The organism is Tahibacter harae, from assembly GCF_024437735.1.
GTDB lineage: Bacteria > Pseudomonadota > Gammaproteobacteria > Xanthomonadales > Rhodanobacteraceae > Tahibacter > Tahibacter harae.
In genome coordinates this window covers 200,888-223,014 of the sequence record NZ_JANFQO010000006.1, presented here as the reverse complement: position 1 = coordinate 223,014, position 22,127 = coordinate 200,888, and the positions used below count along the sequence as shown (strand labels likewise).

25 protein-coding genes are annotated in these 22,127 nt (G+C 68.3%); 16 read left to right on the top strand and 9 right to left on the bottom strand.

What is annotated here, in order from left to right:
• Nucleotides 1-37 precede the first annotated feature (37 nt).
• Nucleotides 38-517 carry an SET domain-containing protein gene (locus tag NM961_RS08820; protein ID WP_255913760.1) on the bottom strand — a complete coding sequence of 160 codons (480 nt, stop codon included), beginning with the start codon at nucleotides 515-517 and terminating at the stop codon, nucleotides 38-40.
• A 271-nt stretch (nucleotides 518-788) separates the two neighbouring features.
• Here NM961_RS08820 and NM961_RS08815 point away from each other — a divergent pair, with 271 nt between their 5' ends.
• The 3 genes from NM961_RS08815 (at nucleotide 789) to NM961_RS08805 (ending at nucleotide 3,819) form a co-directional block, all read left to right on the top strand.
• A complete protein-coding gene (locus tag NM961_RS08815) occupies nucleotides 789-1,592 on the top strand; it encodes a hypothetical protein (protein ID WP_255913759.1) in 804 nt (267 codons plus the stop codon).
• Nucleotides 1,593-1,729: 137 nt separating this feature from the next.
• Entirely contained in the window at nucleotides 1,730-3,169 is a 1,440-nt protein-coding gene (locus NM961_RS08810) for a sensor histidine kinase (protein WP_255913758.1), read from the top strand.
• 2 nt (nucleotides 3,170-3,171) lie between these two features.
• A complete protein-coding gene (locus NM961_RS08805) occupies nucleotides 3,172-3,819 on the top strand; it encodes a response regulator (RefSeq protein ID WP_255913757.1) in 648 nt (215 codons plus the stop codon).
• 283 nt (nucleotides 3,820-4,102) lie between these two features.
• On the opposite strand, the gene NM961_RS08800 is transcribed toward NM961_RS08805, so the two are convergent.
• Together NM961_RS08800 and NM961_RS08795 are read right to left on the bottom strand one after the other, a co-directional pair.
• Nucleotides 4,103-4,789, bottom strand: a complete 687-nt coding sequence (locus tag NM961_RS08800; RefSeq protein ID WP_255913756.1) for a phosphatase PAP2 family protein — start codon at nucleotides 4,787-4,789, stop codon at nucleotides 4,103-4,105.
• A 185-nt stretch (nucleotides 4,790-4,974) separates the two neighbouring features.
• Nucleotides 4,975-6,453 carry a M20 family metallopeptidase gene (locus NM961_RS08795; RefSeq protein ID WP_255913754.1) on the bottom strand — a complete coding sequence of 493 codons (1,479 nt, stop codon included), beginning with the start codon at nucleotides 6,451-6,453 and terminating at the stop codon, nucleotides 4,975-4,977.
• A gap of 231 nt (nucleotides 6,454-6,684) precedes the next feature.
• On the opposite strand from NM961_RS08795, the gene NM961_RS08790 reads away from it, so the two are divergent.
• Nucleotides 6,685-6,966 (top strand): ComEA family DNA-binding protein, encoded by a 282-nt coding sequence (locus NM961_RS08790; RefSeq protein ID WP_255913752.1) that lies wholly within the window; start codon nucleotides 6,685-6,687, stop codon nucleotides 6,964-6,966.
• Between the two features lie 20 nt (nucleotides 6,967-6,986).
• Complete coding sequence (locus tag NM961_RS08785; protein ID WP_255913751.1) at nucleotides 6,987-7,271, top strand: ComEA family DNA-binding protein; 285 nt, start codon at nucleotides 6,987-6,989, stop codon at nucleotides 7,269-7,271.
• Nucleotides 7,272-7,466: 195 nt separating this feature from the next.
• On the opposite strand, the gene hda is transcribed toward NM961_RS08785, so the two are convergent.
• Genes hda through NM961_RS08765 form a run of 4 tightly spaced genes read right to left on the bottom strand, consistent with a single transcriptional unit; the run spans nucleotide 7,467 to nucleotide 10,971 of the window.
• Entirely contained in the window at nucleotides 7,467-8,159 is a 693-nt protein-coding gene (gene hda, locus NM961_RS08780) for a DnaA regulatory inactivator Hda (RefSeq protein WP_255913750.1), read from the bottom strand.
• 1 nt (nucleotide 8,160) lies between these two features.
• Complete coding sequence (locus NM961_RS08775; protein ID WP_255913749.1) at nucleotides 8,161-9,333, bottom strand: AI-2E family transporter; 1,173 nt, start codon at nucleotides 9,331-9,333, stop codon at nucleotides 8,161-8,163.
• Nucleotides 9,330-9,896, bottom strand: coding sequence for a CDP-alcohol phosphatidyltransferase family protein (locus tag NM961_RS08770; RefSeq protein WP_255913748.1), 567 nt, complete (start codon nucleotides 9,894-9,896; stop codon nucleotides 9,330-9,332). The genes NM961_RS08775 and NM961_RS08770 overlap by 4 nt, the downstream gene beginning before the upstream one ends.
• Nucleotides 9,897-9,900: 4 nt before the next feature.
• Nucleotides 9,901-10,971 carry a DUF8605 domain-containing protein gene (locus tag NM961_RS08765; RefSeq protein ID WP_255913747.1) on the bottom strand — a complete coding sequence of 357 codons (1,071 nt, stop codon included), beginning with the start codon at nucleotides 10,969-10,971 and terminating at the stop codon, nucleotides 9,901-9,903.
• Between the two features lie 127 nt (nucleotides 10,972-11,098).
• On the opposite strand from NM961_RS08765, the gene purM reads away from it, so the two are divergent.
• The 3 genes from purM to NM961_RS08750 are packed head-to-tail and all read left to right on the top strand — an operon-like array spanning nucleotide 11,099 to nucleotide 13,542.
• Nucleotides 11,099-12,136 (top strand): phosphoribosylformylglycinamidine cyclo-ligase, encoded by a 1,038-nt coding sequence (gene purM / locus NM961_RS08760; RefSeq protein WP_255913746.1) that lies wholly within the window; start codon nucleotides 11,099-11,101, stop codon nucleotides 12,134-12,136.
• The gene (gene purN / locus NM961_RS08755; RefSeq protein ID WP_255913745.1) at nucleotides 12,136-12,780 is read left to right on the top strand and encodes a phosphoribosylglycinamide formyltransferase; all 645 of its coding nucleotides are present in this window, start codon (nucleotides 12,136-12,138) and stop codon (nucleotides 12,778-12,780) included. The genes purM and purN overlap by 1 nt, the downstream gene beginning before the upstream one ends.
• Before the next feature lie 57 nt (nucleotides 12,781-12,837).
• Nucleotides 12,838-13,542: a DUF3108 domain-containing protein gene (locus tag NM961_RS08750; protein ID WP_255913737.1), complete on the top strand. Its 705-nt coding sequence runs from the start codon at nucleotides 12,838-12,840 to the stop codon at nucleotides 13,540-13,542.
• Nucleotides 13,543-13,767: 225 nt separating this feature from the next.
• Here NM961_RS08750 and murA read toward each other — a convergent pair whose 3' ends face one another.
• Both murA and NM961_RS08740 read right to left on the bottom strand, forming a co-directional pair.
• Entirely contained in the window at nucleotides 13,768-15,027 is a 1,260-nt protein-coding gene (gene murA, locus NM961_RS08745) for a UDP-N-acetylglucosamine 1-carboxyvinyltransferase (RefSeq protein ID WP_255913736.1), read from the bottom strand.
• A gap of 104 nt (nucleotides 15,028-15,131) precedes the next feature.
• A complete protein-coding gene (locus NM961_RS08740) occupies nucleotides 15,132-15,380 on the bottom strand; it encodes a BolA family protein (RefSeq protein WP_255913735.1) in 249 nt (82 codons plus the stop codon).
• 188 nt (nucleotides 15,381-15,568) lie between these two features.
• Between NM961_RS08740 and NM961_RS08735 the strand changes: the two genes are divergently transcribed.
• From NM961_RS08735 to NM961_RS08700, 8 genes are all read left to right on the top strand, one after another.
• Nucleotides 15,569-16,594 carry a KpsF/GutQ family sugar-phosphate isomerase gene (locus tag NM961_RS08735; protein ID WP_255913734.1) on the top strand — a complete coding sequence of 342 codons (1,026 nt, stop codon included), beginning with the start codon at nucleotides 15,569-15,571 and terminating at the stop codon, nucleotides 16,592-16,594.
• 145 nt (nucleotides 16,595-16,739) lie between these two features.
• The gene (locus NM961_RS08730; protein ID WP_255913733.1) at nucleotides 16,740-17,276 is read left to right on the top strand and encodes a KdsC family phosphatase; all 537 of its coding nucleotides are present in this window, start codon (nucleotides 16,740-16,742) and stop codon (nucleotides 17,274-17,276) included.
• Nucleotides 17,276-17,848, top strand: a complete 573-nt coding sequence (lptC, locus tag NM961_RS08725; RefSeq protein WP_255913731.1) for an LPS export ABC transporter periplasmic protein LptC — start codon at nucleotides 17,276-17,278, stop codon at nucleotides 17,846-17,848. Before NM961_RS08730 ends, lptC begins: the two co-directional genes overlap by 1 nt.
• Nucleotides 17,811-18,356: a lipopolysaccharide transport periplasmic protein LptA gene (gene lptA / locus NM961_RS08720; RefSeq protein ID WP_255913729.1), complete on the top strand. Its 546-nt coding sequence runs from the start codon at nucleotides 17,811-17,813 to the stop codon at nucleotides 18,354-18,356. Before lptC ends, lptA begins: the two co-directional genes overlap by 38 nt.
• Nucleotides 18,356-19,075: an LPS export ABC transporter ATP-binding protein gene (gene lptB / locus NM961_RS08715; protein ID WP_255913728.1), complete on the top strand. Its 720-nt coding sequence runs from the start codon at nucleotides 18,356-18,358 to the stop codon at nucleotides 19,073-19,075. The genes lptA and lptB overlap by 1 nt, the downstream gene beginning before the upstream one ends.
• Nucleotides 19,076-19,329: 254 nt before the next feature.
• Complete coding sequence (locus NM961_RS08710) at nucleotides 19,330-20,784, top strand: RNA polymerase factor sigma-54 (protein WP_255913727.1); 1,455 nt, start codon at nucleotides 19,330-19,332, stop codon at nucleotides 20,782-20,784.
• Between the two features lie 131 nt (nucleotides 20,785-20,915).
• Complete coding sequence (hpf, locus tag NM961_RS08705; RefSeq protein ID WP_255913725.1) at nucleotides 20,916-21,245, top strand: ribosome hibernation-promoting factor, HPF/YfiA family; 330 nt, start codon at nucleotides 20,916-20,918, stop codon at nucleotides 21,243-21,245.
• 426 nt (nucleotides 21,246-21,671) lie between these two features.
• On the top strand, nucleotides 21,672-22,124 hold the full coding sequence (locus tag NM961_RS08700) for a PTS sugar transporter subunit IIA (RefSeq protein ID WP_255913724.1): 453 nt from the start codon (nucleotides 21,672-21,674) through the stop codon (nucleotides 22,122-22,124).
• Nucleotides 22,125-22,127 lie beyond the last annotated feature (3 nt).

Genomic DNA, 22,127 nt, shown 5'->3' with positions numbered 1-22,127 from the left:
GCCATCATGCCGGCGCGCGCGGCGCCTTCCGCGGCGCTCAGCGCGCCGGCTTGCGCTTGGGCTTGAGCATGGTGCCGGTGCAGTTGGGCGCGCCGCAGCGGCAGGCCCAGATTGCCTTCAGGCGCGCGGTATGGCGCTCGGCCAGGCTGATGCCGTAGTCGTAGCACAGCTCCTCGCCGGCGCGGACCGGGCGCAGGGTTTCGATCAGCACGCGGTCCTTGCGCTTGTCGCCGCCCGGATCCTCGTGCAGGAAGGACTGGCAGTTCGGCGCGCAGCTGTGGTTGATCCAGCGCGCCACGTTGCCGTCCTGGTTGGCATCGAGCACGTAGCGCTCGTTGAGCGTGAACAGGAAGGTGTGGCCCGAGTCCGCGTTGCCCGGATACAGCTTGTCGGCCTGGGCGTGGGTGAGCAGACGGCCCTTGTATTCGACGACCGTGGTGCCGGCCGGCAGATCGACGACGGCGAACACACCGTTGCCATGGATGGGAGAGCGGCGGGCGGCAATTCGACGCGACATGGGATCAGGCCAGGCAGGGGGCGCGCATTGTGCCGCGAGCGGCGCCCTGCGCGAAAGGCCGCGGCGATCGGCGCAGACAGCGCGGACAGAACGCCGCGGCGGCAGGGCGTCAACACCATCGCCGCGGCGATTTGCCGCCGCCCGTCGGTCCGCCGCGCGCCGGTTGAGCCCTTGTTGCAGCGGCCTGCGGTTTAGGTCGTTAACTCTATGCCGCTGCCGCACGTTGCCCGGCGACGGCAGCCGTGCCTGGGGAATACCAATGAATTTTCGAATGATCGCCGCCCTTCTCTTCGCCGCCGCCTGCGTCCCCGCGACCGCAGCCACCTTTACCATCCGCGACCACGACAGCGCCGGCCTGATCGCCGCGATCCGGGCGGCCGAGGCCACGCGCGAACCGGACCGCATCGAACTGGCGCCCGGCGGCCTCTACCTCGTGCGCCATCCGGATGCCGACTCCGCCGGCCTGGGCCTGCCGCTGATCCGCGGCGCGCTGACCATCGTCGGCAACGGCGCGGAGATACGGCGCTATTCCGATGCCGGGTTTGCCCTGATCGGCGTCGCCCATACCGGCAAGCTGGCGCTGGAAAACCTGGGACTGGCCGAGGCCGCGCGCGGCAGCCTGATCAACCGCGGCGTGCTGCACCTGGACCGGGTGCGCATCACCGACAACCTGGCCGACGGCGCCAATGCCATCGTCATCAACTACGGCACGCTGCGCGGCTGGGACTGCGACATCAGCCACAACGCCGTGCTCTCGGCCAAGCGCGACGCCGGCATCGTGCTCAACTTCGGCCGCCTGGAACTGACCCGCACGCGCCTGGCCGGCAATACCGTGACCGGCCGGCGCAGCTCGGTATTGACCGCCTCGGCCATGCTCAACCTCGGCGAGATCGCCCTGCGCGATGTCGCCATCGAGGACAACAGCGCCCTGGCCGAGCCCAACGACACATCCAGCGCCTATGCCGTGGTCAATGTCGGCAACGGCTCGCTGCGCAGCGAACGGGTGACGTTGCTGGGCAACTGGCCGGAGGAAGCCAACCGCCTGGCCGCGCTGGATGTGGAAGCGGTGAATTAGGGCCGGGAATTGGAGATTGGGGATTCGGGATTCGCAACGGCGCATCGGCGCAGCCTGGCGAATCCCGGATCCCGGCTCCCCACTGGCACCCTGCCGCGGCAGGCTTCACACTGCCGCGTCTCCCCGGCGGTAAAGCCATGTCGCAACGTCGTCACCCGCTGCAGGGCCTCACCTTCAAGCTGGCCCTGTTCTACCTGCTGCTGTCGGTGCCGGCGCTGGCGCTGATCCAGTGGACCATCATCAGCTTGGAGTTCCACGAACTGTTCGAGGCGGTAGATTCCGGCCGCATGGCGAACATGACGCGCGAGGCCGCACGCGACATGGGCCGCAACTGGCAGGCCGGCCAGCCGCCCAGCCAGATCGAGCTGTCCACCCGCGCCGAAGCCCTGGTGCTGCGGCTGGAACGGCCCCAGGACGGCCTGGCGCCGAGTTCCTATGTGATGTTGGAGCTGTCCAGCGTGCCGATCGCGGTCGGCGCCTACGACGCCGAGGGCCGCGTGCTGGCCAATGCGCCCGAAGGCGCCTGGACCGCCACCCCGCCGCCGCCCGGCGACCCGGCCTGGGAACAGGCCCGCCGCGACGGCAGCGCCGACCTGCCCGGCCACGAGGCGCCGCAGCGCGTGCGCCGCGTGCTCGCCGCCATCCCCGCCACCGACGGCAGCGTGCGCGGCTTCCTGCTGACCGAACTGCGCCTGCCCCTGCCCTGGCGGCGGCTGGTCAGCGAAAACAGCTTCGAATGGCCGATCCTGTTCGTCTACCTGGTCGTGTTCAGCATCGCCACCGCGTTCTTCATGGTGCGCTGGGTGACGCGGCGGCTGAACACCATCGCCGATGCAGCCGAATCCTGGAGCGAAGGCGACTTCTCCACCCTGATTCCGGATGAGTCCGGCGATGAACTCGGCCGCCTGTCGCGCGATCTCAACCGCATGGCCTGCGAACTGATGAGCCTGATGCAATCCCGCACCGAACTGGCCAGCCTGCAGGAGCGCCAGCGCATCGCGCGCGACCTGCACGACACGGTGAAGCAGAAGGCCTTCGCCCTGAACCTGCAGATCCGCGCCGCCCAGCGCCTGCTCGGCACCGACCTGGCCGCGGCGCAGACCCGCCTGGACGACTCCTCCGAGCTGATCAGCGGCATCCAGCGCCAGTTGGTGAACGTACTGGACGAATTGCGCAGCGAGCGTCCGCCGCGCGGCTTCCTCGCGCCGCGCCTGCGCGAACTGGCCGAGCGCTGGGCCCGCATCAGCGGCCTGCAGCGCGAGTTCGATCTGGACGATTCCATCCCCGACGACGCGGTCCACGGCGAAGCCCTGCTGCGCATCGCCGAGGAGGCCCTGGCCAATGTCCTGCGGCACAGCCGTGCGACCCGGGTCTCAATCCGCCTCCACCGCAAGGACGAACAGATTGCCTTGTCCATCGCCGATAATGGCGTTGGCGGCGCCGACAGCAGCAGTGGCATGGGTCTGGCCAACATGCGCGCCAGAGCCGAAGGCCTGCCAGGCGGGCAATTCGAACTGATCAGCCCCCCCGGTGCCGGCACCGAGGTCCGCGTACGCTGCAATTACGGAGCACGATAGCAATGACTCAACCCATCCGCGTCGTCATCGCCGATGACCACGTCCTGGTGCGCCAGGGCATACGCGCCTTCCTCGACACCTGCGACGATCTCAGCATCGTCGGCGAGGCGGACAGCGCCGAATCCGCCGCCGCGGTCTGCCGCGAACTGACGCCGGACGTGGCCCTGATCGACCTGGTCATGCCCGGCGGCGGCGTGGAGGCCACGCGTCTGATCCGCACCACCTGCCCGTCCACCCAGGTGCTGATCCTGACCAGCTACGAGGACGACGCCCAGATCGTGCACGCCGTGCAGGCCGGCGCCCTGTCCTACCTGCTCAAGGACACCGACGCCGAAACCCTGGCCGACGCCGTGCGCCGCACCGCCCGCGGCGAAGCCATACTGCATCCGCGCATCGCCACCCGCCTGGTCCAGGCCGTGCGCGCTCCCGCCGCCGATCCGGCGCCCAGCGCCCTGGACCGCCTCAGCCTGCGCGAACGCGAAGTGCTGGAGCTGATGGCCGACGGCCTTTCAAACCAGGTCATCGCCACCCGCATGGGCATAGGCGAGAAGACCGTGAAGACGCATGTCAGCAATGTGCTGGCCAAGCTCGAACTGCAGGACCGCACGCAGGCGGCCGTGTATGCGTGGCGGGCCGGAGTGAAGCGCTAGAAAAGATTGAAGCGCCAGAAAAAGCCCTCTCCCCAAGCGCGCTCGGGAGAGCGGGTTGGTCGAGGGGGGCGCGCGTCGGTTCGCGAAAGACTCCGGTTTTCGCCGAGTCACCGCTTGTTGAAGATTCAAGCGAAGATCCAAACCGACAGCAAGTTGATCGTTGTCCCCGCCCCAAGCGAGCTTGCGGGCGAGGGAGTCGCAGCCATTCAGGCTGGGGATACGATGCCACCCAACCGCGTCCGCTTTCGCGAATCCGGCATCCCGGATAACCAGTCCTGTCGTTCTAACGTCCGCGCAGCCGCGGCACCAGCCGCGAAAGCACCACCATCCACAGCGCGCCTATCGCCCAGCCGGCCAGCACGTCGCTGGGCCAGTGCACGCCGAGGTAGACGCGGCTGCAACCCACTGCAATCGCGGTGATCCAGGCGATCAGCAGCAGATAGTCGCGCACGCGGCGGTCCTCGAAATCCGCCGCCAGCAGCATGGCGAAGGTGACCCAGGTGACGGTCGCCATCAGGGTATGGCCGCTGGGAAAGCTGGCGCTGTAGATCTGCGCCTCGTGCGAGACCAGGTCCGGCCGCGGCCGCGCCACCAGCAGCTTGGATACGGCGCTGATCAGCTGCGCGCCGGCCAGGCTCCCGGCCAGGATCAGCACGTCGCCGCGGCGCCGGCGCAGCCACAGATAACCGGCGAACAGCAGGCCGCCGCCGACCACCACGCCTATGCCGCCCAGGCCGGTCATATCGCGCATCACGTCCTCGAACCAGTGCGGACCGAGGGGATCGTCCGGCGCCTGTGGATTGCGCAGCAGCAGCATGATCTGCCGGTCCAGCGTGTGCGCGCCGCCGTCGGCGAACAGCGAGGACACCGCCAGCGCCAGCAGCGCCACGGCCGCGACGCCGACGATCAGGCGCCGCGGCCAGCGGCCGGGCTGCGGCCCGGCCGCGGACTCAGGAGTGAAATCCTGCATAGTTCCCCTTGTACGCAAACTCATCCCAATCCCGAATCCCCTCATCCCCAATCAGCCACGGTCGCAACGCCGACGATCAGGCGCTGCGGCCCGGCCGCGGATTCGGGAATGGAAACCTGCGTATCTCCCCTTGTACGCAAGCCAATCCCGAACCTCCACATCCCCAATCCCGGCTGCACACTGGCTCAGCAGCAGCCGTGCTCGCCATGGTGGGTATGCGCATCGCTGGCGGCAACGCCGGTGGTCAGGCCGGCCTGGCTGGCGACGAAGTGGTCGGCCATGACCTTGGCTACGCACATGGTCACGCGCTTGCCGGTGGGAATGTGCAGGAATTCATTCGGGCCGTGGGCATTGGAATGCGGGCCCAGCACGCCGGTGATGAGGAACTGCGCACCGGGGAATTTCTCGCCCAGCATGCCCATGAACGGAATGGTGCCGCCCTCGCCCATGTAGGCCGGCGCGGGACCGAAGAAGGTGCGCGAGGCCTCGTCCACCGATTTCTCCAGCCAGGCCGAGAGCTGCGGCGCGTTCCAGCCGGTGGAAGCCTTTTCCAGATCGAAGCTGACCTGGCTGCCGTACGGCGGATCGTGCTCCAGCAGTTCCTTGACGAACTCGCCGGCGGCGGCGCCTTCGCAGGTCGGCGGCAGGCGCAGGCTGAGCTTGACCGCGCTGAACGGGCGCAGCACGTTGCCGGCCGAATCCAGCGGCGGCAGGCCGGCGACGCCGGTGATGGACAGGGCCGGCCGCCAGGTGCGGTTGAGCACGAGTTCGGCGCGCGTCTCGTTCATCGGCCGCATGCCCTCCACGAAGGGAAATTTGGAATACACCGCATCGCCCAGCACCTCGGCCGAACGCTGCGCCTGTTCCACGCGCTGAGCGGGAATATCCACGTACAGCTGTTGTGGCAGGATGCGGCCGGTGTTCTCGTCCTCCAGCCGCGACAGCAGCTGGCGCAGGATGCGGAAGCTGGAGGCGACCACGCCGGAGGCATCGCCCGAATGCACGCCTTCCTCCAGCACCTTGACGCGCAGGTTGCCGCCGGTGAGGCCGCGCAGGCTGGTGGTCAGCCAGAGCTGGTCGTAGTTGCCGCAGCCCGAATCCAGGCAGACCACCAGCGAAGGCCGGCCGATGCGCGCGGCCAGGTGATCGACGTAATAGGGCAGATCGTAGCTGCCGGATTCCTCGCAGGCCTCGATCATCACCACGCAGCGCGCGTGGGGAATGCCCTGTTCCTGCAGCGCCAGGATGGCGGCGATCGAACCGAAAATGGCGTAGCCGTCGTCGGCGCCGCCGCGGCCGTACAGCTTGTCGCCCTTGATCACCGGAATCCACGGACCCAGGTCCTCGGCCCAGCCGGTCATCTCCGGCTGCTTGTCCAGGTGGCCGTAGAGCACGACGCAATCGTCGTTCTGTCCCGGTATGTCAATGAAGATCAGCGGCGTGCGCCCTTCCAGCCGCACCACGTCGACCTGCATGCCGGCGATGGGCTGCTGCCGCGCCCAGCCGGCGAGCAATTCCACCGCCTGGTCCATGTAGCCGTGCGCGGCCCAGTCGGCATCGAACATCGGCGACTTGTTCGGAATGCGGATGTAGTCGACCAGGCGGGGGACGATTTCCTCGTCCCATTTGGCGGAAACGAAGGCGCGCAGCTGTTCGGTATTCATGCGTTTTCTCGTGGAACGGCAAAGCGCGGATCTTACTCCGCGCCCCGCCGCCTAACGAGTTCCGCCGCCCGCGGCCCGGCGCGGCTGGGATTTTTCCCAGCTCCGCGCGCGGCATCCGCGCAGGCTCCGGCGCGGCATTGCACCGAGGAAGCGGCGGGGAGCCGGTCCTATCGTGTCACCTGTCGAGGCCACTCCGGCACGACCTCCCAGACCACTTCAAAGGAAACGGCAATGCATACCTTCATCAAGTCCCTCGTCCTGTCCCTGGCGCTGTGCTTTCCGGCCTTCGCCGCCGAGCCGGTCAACGTCAACACCGCCGACGCGGCCACCATCGCCAGCAGCCTCAAGGGCGTGGGCCAGAGCAAGGCCGAGGCCATCGTCGCCTACCGCGAGAAGAACGGCGCCTTCAAGAACGCCGACGAACTGGCCAAGGTCCAGGGCATAGGCGACAAGACCGTGGCCGCCAACCGCGAACTGATCCTGGTTGAAAGTGCGCCGGCCAAGGGCCGCTGAACCACAGGGGAAATCCGACCATGCACACCTTCATCAAATCCCTGCTCCTGTCCCTGGCCCTGTGCCTGCCGGCCTTCGCCGGCCAGCCGCCGGTCAATGTCAACACCGCCGACGCGGCCACCATCGCCGCCAGCCTCAAGGGCGTGGGCCAGAGCAAGGCCGAGGCGATCGTCGCCTGGCGCGAGAAGAACGGCTCGTTCAAGAGCCCCGAGGAACTGGCCAAGGTCCAGGGCATAGGCGACAAGACCGTGGCCGCCAATCGCGAGCTGATCCTGGTCGAGGGCACGGCGGCCAATACCCGCTGAGCCGGCGGACAGGCCGCGGGAACGCGGGCAGGTCAGCCTGCCGGCGCTTCCCGCGCCTTTGCGGCAACGGTGGCGACTGCGACCGGCAATGCCTGCGCCCAGATCGCTCGCGCTTTTTACGGGCGGATACCGCTGTCTTTGAACGGCGCAACCGGAACGCCCCGCTCCGGCCTGCGCCGGCCCGGGGCAAAAGTCTCAGCCCGCCTTCAGCAGCCGCCGCAGGAACGGCACGGTGACGCGGCGCTGCTCGGCCAGCGAGGCGCGGTCGACCCGGTCGAGCAGGTTGCCCAGGCTGCCCAGGTCGCGGGCGTAGTGGGTGAACAGGAAATCCAGCACAGTCTCGTCCAGGGCGATGCCGCGCGCCTCGGCGCGGCTGCGCAGCACTTCGCGACGCTGCGCGTCATCCAGCGAGCGCAGTGCGACCTGGGTGCAGCTGGACAGGCGCGAGACCAGGTCCGGCAGGCCCAGGCCGATCTGCGCCGGCGGCGCAGTTGCGACGAAGGCCAGCGTGCTGCCTTCGGCGCGGCAGCGGTTGTAGAGATCGAACAGCGCGTGCTCGGCAGCGCGGTCGCCGGCAATGGCGTCCACGTCGTCGACGACCAGCAGGTCGCTGCCGCCGAAGCCGCGTATTGCCTCGTCCCGGTCCGCGCCCAGCGCGGCCAGGGGCAGGTATTGCGCGGTGAGGCCCGCGCCGCTGGCTGCCTGGCAGGCCGCCATCAGCAGATGGGTGCGGCCGCTGCCCTCGGCGCCGTGCAGATAGACCCAGGCCTGCTCCGCGCCGGCGGCGATGCGCTGCAGCAGGTCCACGGCGGCCGCATTGCCGCCGGTGAAAAACGTTTCAAAGCGCTGCTGTGCCGGCCAGCGCCATCCCAGAGGCAGCTGCTGCACGTCAGTTCGCCGGCGGTTTTCCGTCCGCGGCCGGCGGCGCGGCCACGGGCTGCAGCTCGGCGGCGGCGACCACCGTGCCGTGGCTGACGACGACGACCGGGGAGATCTCAGGCTCGGCCTCCGCCGGCTGGTACAGGCGGCTGGCGGTGTATTTCTCATGCAGGTAGCGCAGCACCACCATGACGATGGCCGCGGCCGGCAGGGCCAGCAGCACGCCAAGGAAACCAAACAGTTCGCCGCCGGCCAGGATGGCGAAGATCACCGCGACCGGATGCAGGCCGATCTTGTCGCCGACCAGCTTGGGCACCAGCACATAGCCTTCGATCAGCTGCCCCACGCCGAACACGCCCAGCACCATGAACACATGCGCCCAGTCCTGGTACTGCACCAGTGCCGCAATCAGCGCCATGCCGACGCCGACGATGGCGCCCAGATACGGCACGAAACTGATCAGTCCCGCGATCATGCCGATCAGCGGGCCCACATCGATGCCCACCGCCCACAGTCCGATGGCGTACAAGGTGCCCAGCGACACCATCACGCTGAGCTGGCCGCGCAGGAAGGCGCCCAGCACTTCGTCGGATTCGCGCGCCAGGCGGCTGATGGTCGGCTCCACCGTGCGCGGCAGCAATTCGTTGACGCGCGCGACCAAAGTGTCCCAGTCGCGCAGCAGATAGAACGTCACCACCGGGATCAGTACCAGCTGGGCCGCCCAGCCCAGCACGGTCAGGCCGGACTGGGACACCTTGCCGAGGATCCGCGTCGCGATGCCGCCGGCCTCGCGCCAGTGGTTCTTGACCACCTCGATCAGCTTGTTCGGATCGGCGAAATCCAGGGTCACGCCGAAACGCTGCTCCAGCCGCGGCTGGGCCTCGGCCTGGATCCAGGCCAGCCAGCGCGGCAGCTGATCCAGGAACTTGGCGATCTGGCGCTCGGTGAAGGGGATCACCAGCAGGATCAGCGCGACCACCGCCAGGGCGATCAGCAGGAAAACCAGGCTGACCGACGCATTGCGCGACAGCCCTATGCGTTCGAGCCGGTCCACCACCGGATCCCACAGATAGGCAAATAGCGCCGCCACCGCAAACGGCGTCAGCGCCGGCGCCAGCAGGTAGATCAGGCCGCCCGTCACCAGGGCCAGGGCCAGCCATTGCCAGCGTTCCGTCGTCGTCATAGCGGACCACCTTGTTGTTTGTGCGTCTCGCGCCAGGCGCGCAGCGACCAGCGCACCACGTAATCCAGGCCGCTGGCCACGGTCGTGGCCGTTACCGCGACCAGCAGCCCCAGGTTCAGCCACCGCGGCCATTCGGCAAAGCGCGACAGATGCAGCAGCGTTGCCAGCACCAGGGCAATCTGCAATACCGTGGTCAGCTTGCTCAGGAAACTGGGCTCGGCCGTCAGCGGACCGACCAGGTTGTGGTAGGCGACGGCACCCGCGACGATGACAACATCGCGGCCGATCACCAGTACCGCCAGCCAGGCCGGCAGCGCGCCGACTTCGGCCAGGCCGACGAAGCAGGCCACCAGCAGCAGCTTGTCGGCCACCGGATCCATCAGGCCGCCGAGCTGGCTCTGCCAGGAAAACCGCTTGGCCAGGAAACCGTCCAGCGCGTCGCTCAGGCCCGCCACCACAGCTACCAGCAGCGCCAGGTCGTAGCGCCCGTCGCGCAGCAACCAAGCCAGCGGCACGGTCAGCAGCATGCGCAGCAGGGTGATCAGGTTGGGGATGTGGCGCATGCGCTTAGGGGTTCAGCGCCAGCGTCGCCTCCACGCCCTCGACGGCGGGTGCTGCGTTGACGACGCGCAGGACTCCGTCCGGCGGCAGGTAGCTGAGCCAGCGGTCCAGCGCCACGTTCAGGGTCAGCTTGAGCAGCAGCCCGTCGCCGTGCGCCTGCTCGGGCTGGAATTCCTTGACCAGATCGTTGCCGGCCAGATTCTCGAACAGGCGGGCATAGTCCTGCGCCGACTGCAGGCCGCTGATCCACACCTTCGTATTGGTGATGCGGCGCTCCTCGGCCACCGAGGTGCTGCGGCCGCGGGTGCGGTCCACTGCGCCTTCGGCGCCGGCGGCCAGCACCGCGGCAAGGTCGGTATCGCGCGATTCCCACACCGGCTGGGGCTGGCCGCCTACGGCCAGGGTCCAGCGCGCGGTCCAGGCATCGCCGACCCGGCGCAGCTGGCCGATCAGCACGGTATCGGTCTGGTAGCGCGCGGCGTCGGCGCCCAGGGTCATGACATCGGCTTCCCAGACGATCTGGGCCGTGGTCTGGGCCTGCTCCGGCGAATCCAGGCGCGGCCAGACCAGGTTGATGCCGCGCTGCTCGGCCACCTGCTGCATGGCGCGGGCGGCGGCTTCACCGCTGTCGACCAGGCGCGGACCGCTGCCTTCGTCCAGCGCCAGCCAGGCCACCACTGGCGGGCGCGCCGCCGGCGTCCACACCTTGAGGCCGCGGTCGCGCAGCACGCGGTCCAGCGCGGCACGGTCGAAACTGGCCACCAGGCTCAGGCGCAGCAGCGCCTGGCCGTCGACGCTGGCCACGTCCTGGCGGTAGGTGTACTGCTGCACGTAGCGTTCGGCCGATTCGATCAGTTTGGCCACGGCTTCGCCGTTGACCGCCTCGCGGTCGCCGGTCAGCTTGACCACGACCTGGGCCAGGGCGCTCTTGAGCGCGATCGCGCGCTGTTCGTCGGACTGGTCCGGAACCGGCACCTCGCCCGTGTACAGACTGGCCGCCGACTGGGCCTGGACCAGGCCAGCCGCCAGCGGCAACAACAGCGCGGCGAGAAAAGCGAGCAATCGGGCGTAACCCACGGACATTCCCTGGTCGGCGGACGGAAACAGACCCAAGTCTGCCCAAACCCCGCCGCGCCGTCCATGTTGCCCGGCCGGGCAGGCGCCGCGGCTGCTATGATTGCGCCCCTTTTTCGCCGGCACCGCCATGTCCGATCCCAAGACCGCCCTGACCTACCGCGACGCCGGCGTCGACATCGACGCCGGCAACGAAGTCGTTGAGCGCATCAAGCCCCTGGTGGCCCGCACCTTCCGCAAGGAAGTCATGGCCGGCCTGGGCGGCTTCGGCGCCCTGTTCGAGCTGGCCGGCCGCTACAAGGAGCCGGTGCTGGTCTCCGGCACCGACGGCGTAGGCACCAAGCTCAAGCTGGCGCAGATCCTCAACCGCCACGACACCATCGGCATAGACCTCGTCGGCATGTGCGTCAACGACGTGCTGGTGCAGGGTGCCGAGTCGCTGTTCTTCCTCGACTACTTCGCTACCGGCAAGCTGGACGTGGAAACCACCGTGGCGGTGGTCGGCGGCATCGCCAAGGGCTGCGAGCTGGCGGGCTGCGCCCTGATCGGCGGCGAGACGGCCGAGATGCCGGACATGTACCCGCCCGGCGAATACGACCTGGCCGGCTTCTGCGTCGGCGCGGTCGAGAAATCGAAACTCATCGACGGCAGCCAGCTCCGCGCCGGCGACGCCATCCTCGGCATCGCCTCCAGCGGCGCCCATTCCAACGGCTATTCGCTGATCCGCCGCATCGTCAGCCGCGCAGGCAGCCCGTTCGGACTGGATATCGGCGGCGTCACCCTGGCCGACGCACTGATGGCGCCGACCACGATCTATGTGAAGCCCATCCTGCAGCTGCTGGCCGGCCGCGCCGTCAAGGGCATGGCGCATATCACCGGCGGCGGGCTCAAGGAAAACATCATCCGCGTGGTGCCCGACGCCCTCGGCATTTCCCTGGACAGCGGCAGCTGGCCGCTGCCGCCGCTGTTCGACTGGCTGCAGCGCGAAGGCGCGGTGGCGCAGGAAGAAATGTGGCGCACCTTCAATTGCGGCATCGGCTATACGGTCATCGTCGACCGCGACGAGGCCGCCGCGACCCTGGCCGATCTGGAGCAGCTGGGCCTGTCCGCCTGGCAGATCGGCGAGATCATCCCGGCACCGGCGCACGACCGCGTCCTGATCCGCTGATGACTCCCACGCCGCTGCGCGTCGCGGTGCTGATCTCCGGCCGCGGCTCCAACCTGCAGGCGCTGATCGCGGCCCGGCGCAGCGGCGAGCTGGCGATCGAGCTGATCCTGGTCGCCAGCAACCGGCCAGCGGCCGAAGGCCTGCGCCATGCCGAGGCCGCCGGCATTCCCACCCTGGTACTGGACCCGGCCGCCTGGCCGGACCGCGCCGCCTACGATGCCGAGTTGTTCGCGCGCATCGCCGCGGCCGCGCCGGACCTGATCGTGCTGGCCGGCTTCATGCGCGTGCTCGACGCCGCGGCGCTGGCGCCGTGGGCCGGCCGCATCATCAATATCCATCCCTCGCTGCTGCCCAAGTATCCCGGCCTGCATACGCACAAGCGCGCACTGGCCGCCGGCGATGCGCTGCACGGTGCCAGCGTCCATTTCGTCACCGCCGAACTCGACGGCGGCCCGGTGCTGGCCCGCACCGAAATCGCGATCGAGCCCGGCGACACGCCCGACAGCCTGGCCCAGCGCCTGCTGCTGCGCGAACACGTGCTGCTGTGCCAGTGTGTGCAGTGGCTGGCGCAGCGGCGCGCGGAACTGCGCGCCGACGGCGTGTATTTCGACGGCCGCCTGCTGGCGCAGAGCCTGCAAGTCTGAGCGGCCGGCGTTCAGCCCCGTACGGCCACACTGCTGCGCCACCGCCCGGAGTCCGCCATGCGCTTTCTCGTATTGCTAGGCCTTGCCGTCCTGCCGCTGATTTCCGCCGCCGAGGCGCCGCAGGCCGCCGCCGCAACCCCGCTGAAACCCTTCACTGCCGTCTATGACGTGCGCCGCGGCGGCAAGGTCATAGGCCAGGCCACCATGACGCTGAAGGCCGAGGGCCAGCGCTGGAAACTCACCACGGAAACCCGCGGCACCTCCGGCATGGCCAAGCTGCTCGGCCTGGATGTACGCGAGGAATCGGATTTCCGCATCGCCGGCGGCGACCAGCTCGAAAGCGTCGGCTACAGCTACCGCCAGGACGCCACCATCAAGTCCAAGCAGCGCCGCATCGAATTCGACGAACACACGCGCGAGATCCGCGTCACCGACAAGGATCAGCTGTTCCGCTACCCGCTGCAGAACGGCATCATCGATCGTCAGGTCGTCGTCGTCGCGCTGGGCCGGCAGCAAGCCGCGGCCGAGGTGAACCTCACCGTCGCCGGCAAGGACGGCGCAGAAAACCAGCGCTATTCGCGCCGCGAGAACACGGCATTGAACCTGCCTGCCGGCCAGTTCCAGGCCACCCGCTTCGAGCGCACCGACAAACCCGGCAAGGGCAGCTCGTGGTATGCCGAATCCAGCATCGCACCGCTGCAGGTGGAGCAGCAGCAGAAGGACGGCGATGCCATCGTGATGGAATTGAAGTCGCTGAACTGAAGCGCCGGCCGCGCCGCGGATCGAATCCGCGGCGCGGTCATGGGGCCGCATCGGACGGCGTCGATCGCAACGCTCACCGCGGTTGAGTTAACCGCCAGGTGTCGCATCGATAGATAGCGCGCGGGACGTTCACCGCTTGCGGCAATCCGGAAACCGCCGCCAGCATGAGTCCACAGCGAAGCCCGCTGCAGCGGAGTCGCGTTTACCGCGGCTCCGCGCAAGCACTCAGGACGGCAGACGGCGGATCTTGGCGCCCAGCGTGCCCAGCTTTTCCTCGATGCATTCGTAGCCGCGGTCTATGTGATAGACGCGGTCCACCGTCGTGTCGCCCTCGGCCACCAGGCCAGCCAGCACCAGGCAGGCGGAGGCGCGCAGGTCGGTCGCCATGATCGGCGCGCCGGTCATCTTGCTCACGCCCTTGATGATGGCGGTATTGCCTTCCAGGCGGATGTCCGCGCCCAGGCGCTGCAGCTCGTGGGCGTGCATGAAGCGGTTCTCGAACACCGTCTCGGTGATGATGCCCACGCCTTCGGCGACGCAGTTGAGCGCGGTGAACTGGGCCTGCATGTCGGTGGGGAACGCGGGATACGGCGCGGTGGTGATATTGACCGCCTTGGGGCGGTTGCCGCGCATGTCCAGCTCGATCCAGTCGTCGCCGGTGTTGATGTGCGCGCCGGCGTCTTCCAGCTTGGCCAGAACGGCATCGAGCGTCTTGGGCCTGGCCTTCTTGGCCAGCACCTTGCCACCGGTGATCGCACCGGCGACGAGGAAGGTGCCGGTCTCGATGCGGTCGGGCAGCACGTCGTAGTCGGTGCCGTTGAGGCGTTCCACGCCCTCGATGACCAGGGTCGCCGTGCCGGCGCCGCTGACCTTGGCGCCCATGGCGTTGAGGCAATTGGCCAGGTCAACCACTTCGGGTTCCTGCGCCGCGTTCTCGATGATGGTGGTGCCCTCGGCCAGGGCCGCGGCCATCATGATGTTCTCGGTGCCGGTGACAGTGACGATATCCATGTTGATGCGCGCGCCCTTGAGACGCTTCGCCTTGGCGCGGATATAGCCGTTCTCCACGGTGACCTGGGCGCCCAGCGCCTGCAGGCCCTTGATGTGCAGATCCACCGGACGCGAGCCGATGGCGCAGCCGCCGGGCAGGGAGACCTCGGCCTCGCCATAGCGCGCGACCAGCGGCCCCAGCACCAGGATGGAGGCGCGCATGGTCTTGACCAGGTCGTACGGCGCCGAGCAGCTCTTGATCGAGCGCGGATCGACGTGGATCTTCATGCGCTCGTCCAGCACCAGCTGCACGCCCATCTGGCCGAGCAGTTCCATGGTGGTGGTCACGTCGTGCAGGTGCGGCACGTTGCCTATGCTGACCGGCCCATCGGCCAGCAGGGTGGCAGCCAGGATCGGCAGTACCGCGTTCTTGGCGCCGGAAATCCACACGTCGCCCTGCAGCGGTTCACCGCCGGAAATTACGATCTTGGCCATCTTGTTTGGGAGTCAGCTCGAACGGGAATCGGGAAATGGGGGCGGCGGCGGTGATCGCCAGGCTGGCCGGCTTGGGGGAAACTCAACCAAGCCGCGTCAAGCACTTAGGAAACACGGGTTCCGCCTTCCGCCTCTTCGGGGGTAACTGTCTTGAGCGCCAGCGCATGGATAGCGCCACCCATCAGGTCGCCCAGCGTCGCATACACCAGGCGGTGCCGCGCCAGCGGCAGCTTGCCGCGGAAGGCCTCGGCGGTGACCACGGCCTCGAAATGCACGCCGTCCGCACCGCTGACCTCGGCCTTGGCGCCAGGCAATCCTTGCTCGATCAGATTCTTGATGGTCTGGCTGTCCATTCGGGGCGGGATCCATGGCGGATTCAGGGCAGCGGCTGAGCGCCGCGACGAAGTGAGGGTTTGCGCCGTCCCTGCGACGGGGGCGACTAACCGGCTACACTATGGGGACGAGCATGTTACCGAAAATCAGCTGGCGCCAAAACGTTGCATACGACCGACCCGTATCCCTGCTCCATCCTGCCCTGCTCATGAATGCACAGATCCTGCCCTTGATTTCCTCCGCGGCCGCCCATCTGCCCCTCAACCCGGCGGCGCTGGCCGCCAGCGCGCTGCAGGTGGTGGAAACCGAGGCGCGGGCGATAGAACTGCTGCGCTCGCGCATCGACGACAGCTTCCTGCGCGCCTGCCAGCTCATGTATGACTGCGCCGGCCGGGTCGTGGTCTCGGGCATGGGCAAGTCCGGTCATATCGCGCGCAAGATCGCCGCGACCCTGGCCTCCACCGGCACCCCGGCCTTCTTCGTCCATCCGGGCGAGGCCAGCCACGGTGACCTGGGCATGATCACGCAGAAGGACGTGGTGCTGGCCCTGTCCAACTCCGGCGAGACCGACGAACTCCTTACCATCCTGCCGCTGATCCGGCGCCAGGGCATACCGCTGATCGCCATGAGCGGCAACGACGGCTCCTCGCTGGCGCGTCTGGCCGACGTGCACCTGGATGTCAGCGTTCCGGCCGAAGCCTGCCCGCTGGGCCTGGCGCCGACCGCCAGCACCACTGCCGCCCTGGTCATGGGCGATGCCCTGGCCGTGGCCCTGCTGGAAGCGCGCGGCTTCACCGCGGATGACTTCGCCCGCTCCCACCCGGCCGGCTCGCTGGGCCGCCGCCTGCTGCTGCACATCAGCGACGTGATGCACACCGGCGACCAGGTGCCCAAGGTCGGCGTCGACTCCAGCCTGTCCGAAGCCCTGGTGGAAATGTCGCGCAAGGGCCTGGGCATGACCGCCGTGGTCGACGCCGAGGACCGCCTGCTCGGCGTGTTCACCGACGGCGACCTGCGCCGCGCCCTGGACGACCACGCCGTCGACCTGCGCAGCACGCCGCTGGCGCGGCTGATGACGACCAAGGCCAAGACCATCACGCCGGACAAGCTCGCCATCGAGGCCGCGCGCCTGATGGAGGATTTCACCATCCACGCACTGCTCGTGGTCGACGAGGACAAGAAACTCGTCGGCGCGCTGAACATCCACGACCTGCTGCGCGCCCGCGTAGTCTGAACCCCAGCCGGCGCCGTGCGCCGGCCGGCATGGACGCCAGGCCAGGTCCTGGCGCAGGATGCCGCCCCACATGCCCATCCACCCGGCGCCTCCGCGCGCCGCAGCCCGGCGCCCGCCCGGCGCCGCCAGCGAGCCCTCTGAATCCATGTTCCAGGATCTGCCCGACGCCCTCCGCGACCGCGCCGCCGCCGTACGCCTCGCCGTGTTCGACGTGGACGGCGTGCTCACCGACGGCCGGCTCTGGTATGCCGAGGACCAGCGCGAACTCAAGGCCTTCCATGTCCACGACGGCCTGGGCCTGAAGCGCCTGCTGGCCAACGGCATCGAGGTCGCGATCATTACCGCGCGCATGAGCCACCTGGTCACCGAACGCATGGCCGAGCTGGGCGTGGCCCATGTCTATCAGGGCCAGAAAGACAAGCTCGCCTGCCTGCGCCAGCTGTGCGAGGCACTGCAGCTGGAGTTCCACCAGGTCTGCTATACCGGCGACGACCTGCCGGACCTGCGCGCCATGCGCGCCTGCGGCCTGATGATCGCGCCGGCCAACGCCCATCACTGGGTGGCCGGACACGCCCACTGGCAGACGCGCAGGAACGGCGGCGAAGGCGCTGTGCGCGAAGTCGTCGACCTGCTGCTGCATGCCCAGGGCAAGGCCGCTGCCGAACTGGCGCACTGGCTGTGATGGGCGAGCGCCGCGTCAGTCTCATCGTCGTGCTGGCCCTGGCCGCCGGCCTGACCTGGACCCTGCTCTGGCTGCTGCGCCCGCCGGAGGAGGAACCGGCCTTCGTCGGCCCGCCGCGCTCCAACTACACCCTGGACAATTTCACCCTGAACGCGCTGGACGAACAGGGCAAGCTCAGCTTCACCGTCTCTGCGCCGGCGCTGGCGCGACGCAACGACGACGGCTCGCTCTGGGTGGAAACGCCGGATTTCCTCATCGCCGCGGCCAAGGGCCAGCCGTGGAAGGGCAAGTCCGACTCCGCCTTCGTCAACAAGGCCGGCTCGCACCTGCTGCTGGCCGGCGCCGTCGAGATGCAGCGCGACGCCAGCCCCGAGGCCGCCGAAGCGCGCGTGGTGACGCAGAACCTCGACGTCTATCCCGATGAAAACCGCCTGCAGACCGCGGCCCCCGCCACGATCACCCAGCCGGGCTCTATACTCCGCGGGACCGGCATGAAGGCCGACCTCAACACGCATCAACTGGAGTTGCTCGCCGATGTCCACGCTTCGTTCGCGCGCCAGCGCAAGCCTTAGCCTTGTCGCGCTGCTGGTGCTGGCGGCGCCCGCCGCCCACGCCCTCAAGACCGATCGCGAGCAGCCGCTGGAAGTCGCCGCCAATCACTTCACCACCAACCAGAACAAGCACCTCACCGTGCTCACCGGCGCGGTCAAGCTGACCCGCGGCAGCATGAAGGGCGAGGCCGAGAAGGGCACCGTCTACCAGGACGAAGGCAACGAGATCAACCGCGTCGTGCTGGAAGGCAAGCCCGCGCGCATGCAGCAGCAGCTGGACAACGGCGGCCGCATGCACGCGACGGCGGCCACCATCGACTATTCCACCGACTCGGCCACCGCCATCCTCACCGGCAATGCGGTGGTGATCCAGGAAGGCCGCGGCGAATTCCGCGGCGAACGCATCGTCTACAACACCGAGTCGGGCGAACTCACCGGCGAGGGCAATTCCGGCGGCGGCATCACCATGCGCATGCAGCCCAAGCCCAAGGAAGCGGCCAAGCCGGCCGACAAGGACAAGCAGAAGTAATGCTCAGCGCGACCGGGCTGAAAAAGCGCTACAAGCAGCGTGAAGTCGTCCGCGACTTCTCCTGCCGGGTCGATCAGGGCGAAGTCGTAGGCCTGCTCGGTCCCAACGGCGCCGGCAAGACCACCTGCTTCTACATGATCGTCGGCCTGATCGGCGCCGATGCCGGCAGCATCCGCCTGGACGACATGGACATTACCGCCCAGCCCATGCACGCCCGCGCGCGCCTGGGCGTGGGCTACCTGCCGCAGGAAGCCTCGGTGTTCCGCCGCCTCACCGTGGCCGAGAACATCCTCGCCATCCTGGAACTGCGGCCCAAGCTCGATGCCGCCGCGCGCGCCACGGAACTGCAGAAGCTGCTGGACGAACTGCAGATCGGCCATATCGCCGACTCCCGCGGCGCCAGCCTCTCCGGCGGCGAGCGCCGCCGCGTGGAGATCGCCCGGGCGCTGGCGGCCGAACCGCGCTTCATGCTGCTGGACGAACCCTTCGCGGGCGTGGATCCGATCTCGGTCGGCGAGATCCAGCGCATCGTGCGCCACCTGAAGGAACGCGGCATCGGCGTGCTGATCACCGATCACAACGTGCGCGAAACCCTGGGCATCTGCGACCGCGCCTACATCCTCAGCGAAGGCCGCGTGCTGGCCAAGGGCGCCCCGGCGACCATCCTCGCCAACGAACAGGTGCGCGAGGTCTACCTGGGCAAGGAATTCCGCATGTAGCCCGTAGTGCACGAGGCTACAGATCCACATTGACGAGAAATTGACAAGAAATACCGCGGCGGTCCACGGCCGTCGCGGGCCCGGCCGCAGCGGGCAAACCTGTCCAATCCTCCGCCAATCCGGCGCAACCTGCAAGTCATCTGCGCAGGGCATCTTCTGCGGTTCCCGCAGGCCGTTTTCCGCATTAGGATGGAGCCGCCGACGCTCCGCTTGGCTGGCGCAGCCCGGCGCAATGCCCTGGAACAGGATGACTGATGAAGCCCGCGTTAAATCTTCGTCTGCACCAGCAACTGGCGCTCACGCCGCAGCTGCAACAGGCCATACGCCTGCTGCAACTTTCCAGCGTAGAGCTGGAAATGGAACTGCGCGAAGCGCTGGAATCCAATCCGCTGCTGGAACTCCCCGAAGAATCCAGCGAACCGGCGCCGGCCGAAGCCCCGGCCCAGCCCGACGCCGCACCGGCCGAGTTCCTCGACAGCCGCAACAGCAGCAGCGAGGCCGGCAGCAGCGAAAGCGAATCGCGCGAAGCCGACGAGGAACGCTTCGACGCGCTTGAAGCCGCTTTCGACGCGCCCGCCCGCAACGCACCTTCCGACGACGAATTCGAGCCGCAGGAACCCGAACAGCAGGATCTGCGCGATCACTTGCTGTGGCAGCTCAACCTCACCCCGATGTCGGCGCGCGACCGCGCCATCGCCGTCGCCCTGATCGAAGCCATCGACGACGACGGCTACCTGCACGAGCCGGTCGAGGCCATACAGCAGGGCCTGGCCAGCCTGTACCAGGTCGAGGCCGACGAGATCGAAGCCGTGCGGCACCGCGTGCAGCGCTTCGACCCGCTGGGCGTGGCCAGCCGCAACCTGCGCGAATGCCTGCTGGTGCAGCTGGATGCGTTCGAGCCGGAAGTCGAAGGCCTGGCCGTGGCCCGGGCCATCGTCGCCGATCATCTGGAAGTGCTGGCCAAGAACGACCGTGCCCGGCTCAGCCGCAGTCTCAAGGCCGGCGCCGACCAGATCGACGCCGCCGTGCAGCTGATCCGCGCGCTGGATCCCAAGCCCGGCTCCAGCGTATCCAGCTCGGCGCCGGAATACGTCGCGCCCGATGCCTACGCCTACCGCAGCCAGGGCCAGTGGCAGGTCAGCCTGGCGCCGGGCTGCCAGCCGCAGCTGGCCATCAACCGCCATTACGAATCCCTGATCGCCCGGGCCCAGCGCGACGACGCCTCCTACCTGCGCGGCCAGCTGCAGGAAGCGCGCTGGCTGATAAAGAGCCTCAAGACCCGCGCCGACACCATCCTCAAGGTAGCCCAGGCCATCGTGCGCGCGCAGAGTGCCTTCCTGGACTACGGCCCCGAGGCGATGAAGCCGCTGGTGCTCAAGGATGTGGCCGAGGAAATCGGCATGCACGAATCCACCGTCTCGCGCGTGACCACGCGCAAGTTCCTGTACACGCCGCGCGGCACCTTCGAGTTCAAGCACTTCTTCTCCAGCGGCGTATCCACGGTCGATGGCGGCAGCGCCTCGGCCACGGCGATCCAGGCCATGATCAAGAAGCTCATCGACGGGGAACCCAGCGGCAAGCCCTTGTCCGACCAGGGCCTGGCCGAGGAACTCAACCGCCGCGGCATCAACGTGGCGCGGCGCACCGTGGCCAAGTACCGCGAGGCCATGAACATCGCCGCCTCGAATGAACGTTGCCGCCTCAGCTGAACTTGAAGCCGGCGCCGGGAACCCTCATGCCATTAGCAGGTCAGTGCTGAAGACACCCTTTTTCGCACCGTGCCGTACGCCGGTGCCGACCGCGTTCCGCGTCAGGAGCGCTCAAGTAAAGGAGAAGCACCATGCAGATCAATGTCAGCGGCCCCAAGGTTGATGTGACGCCGGCCCTGCGCAGCTATGTCGAAAGCAAGTTCGAGCGCATCCTGCGCCATTTCGACCACCTCCATGACGTCGGCGTGCAGCTGAGCGTGGAGAAGCTGGTGCACAAGGCGGACGCCACCCTGCATGCAGCCGCCGGCAAGATCATCCACGCCGAAGCCAGCGCCGACGACATGTACGCCGCGATCGACGCCCTCGCCGACAAGCTCGACGGGCAGATCCGCAAGCACAAGGAAAAGCTGACCGACCATCACAAGGGCGAAGCGCTGCGCGCGGCGGAGCGGATGGTCTGAAAGGCCGGGATCCGGGACTGGGGATTCGGGATTGGTCCGGATGTGCGGACGGCCCGCCCCCCGCCCGGATCCCGCGAAAAACACCGCCGGAAATCCAGCACCGCTGAATTGAGTGTTGGCAATCCGGCAAATCCTGCACAAAGGAGCGCGCAATGCGCTCCTTTTTCGTTTCGGCAGCTGCGGGAATCGCCGGCCAGCGCCTGAGCGGGATCCCGCCGCGCCCAGGCCACAGGCCCGTGCTCACTACCGGCCTGCGGCAGTCGGTCCCGCATCCTCCTCCGCGACGCCTCCGCATCCTGAATCGCCGATCCCGTGCTTTCCCGCATCCCGGATCCCCATTCACAAACCCAGCCCCGACCAATTTCTTCCGCACCGCCGCAAAACCCGCGCTATCATCCGCGCCTTTCGCGACTACCTGCCCGCGGCATGCGTTTCAGCGATCTACTGAGTCCCGACAGCGTCGCGGCCGGCCTGCGCACCGGATCGCGCCGTGCCCTGCTGGAGGCCCTGGCCCAGCTGCTGGTGCCCGAGGACCAGGCCCTGGCCGTGCTGGAGGCCCTGAGCGAACGCGAAGGACTGGGTTCCACCGCGCTGGGCCAGGGTTTCGCCCTGCCGCACGGGCGCTGCGCCCTGCTGGACCGGCCGCGGGCCGCCTTCATCCGCCTGCAGAAACCCATCCCCTACGGCGCGGCCGACGGCCAGCCGGTGGACCTGTTCGCGGCCCTGGTCACACCCAGCCACTTCACCACGGAACACCTGTCGCTGCTGGCCGACATCGCCACCCGCGCCTCTGATCCGGCTACGCTCAAGCGCCTGCGCGATGCGAACGACGCCAGCGCGCTCTACGCCGAACTGGCAGAATGGGGCCAGCTCGCCTGACCG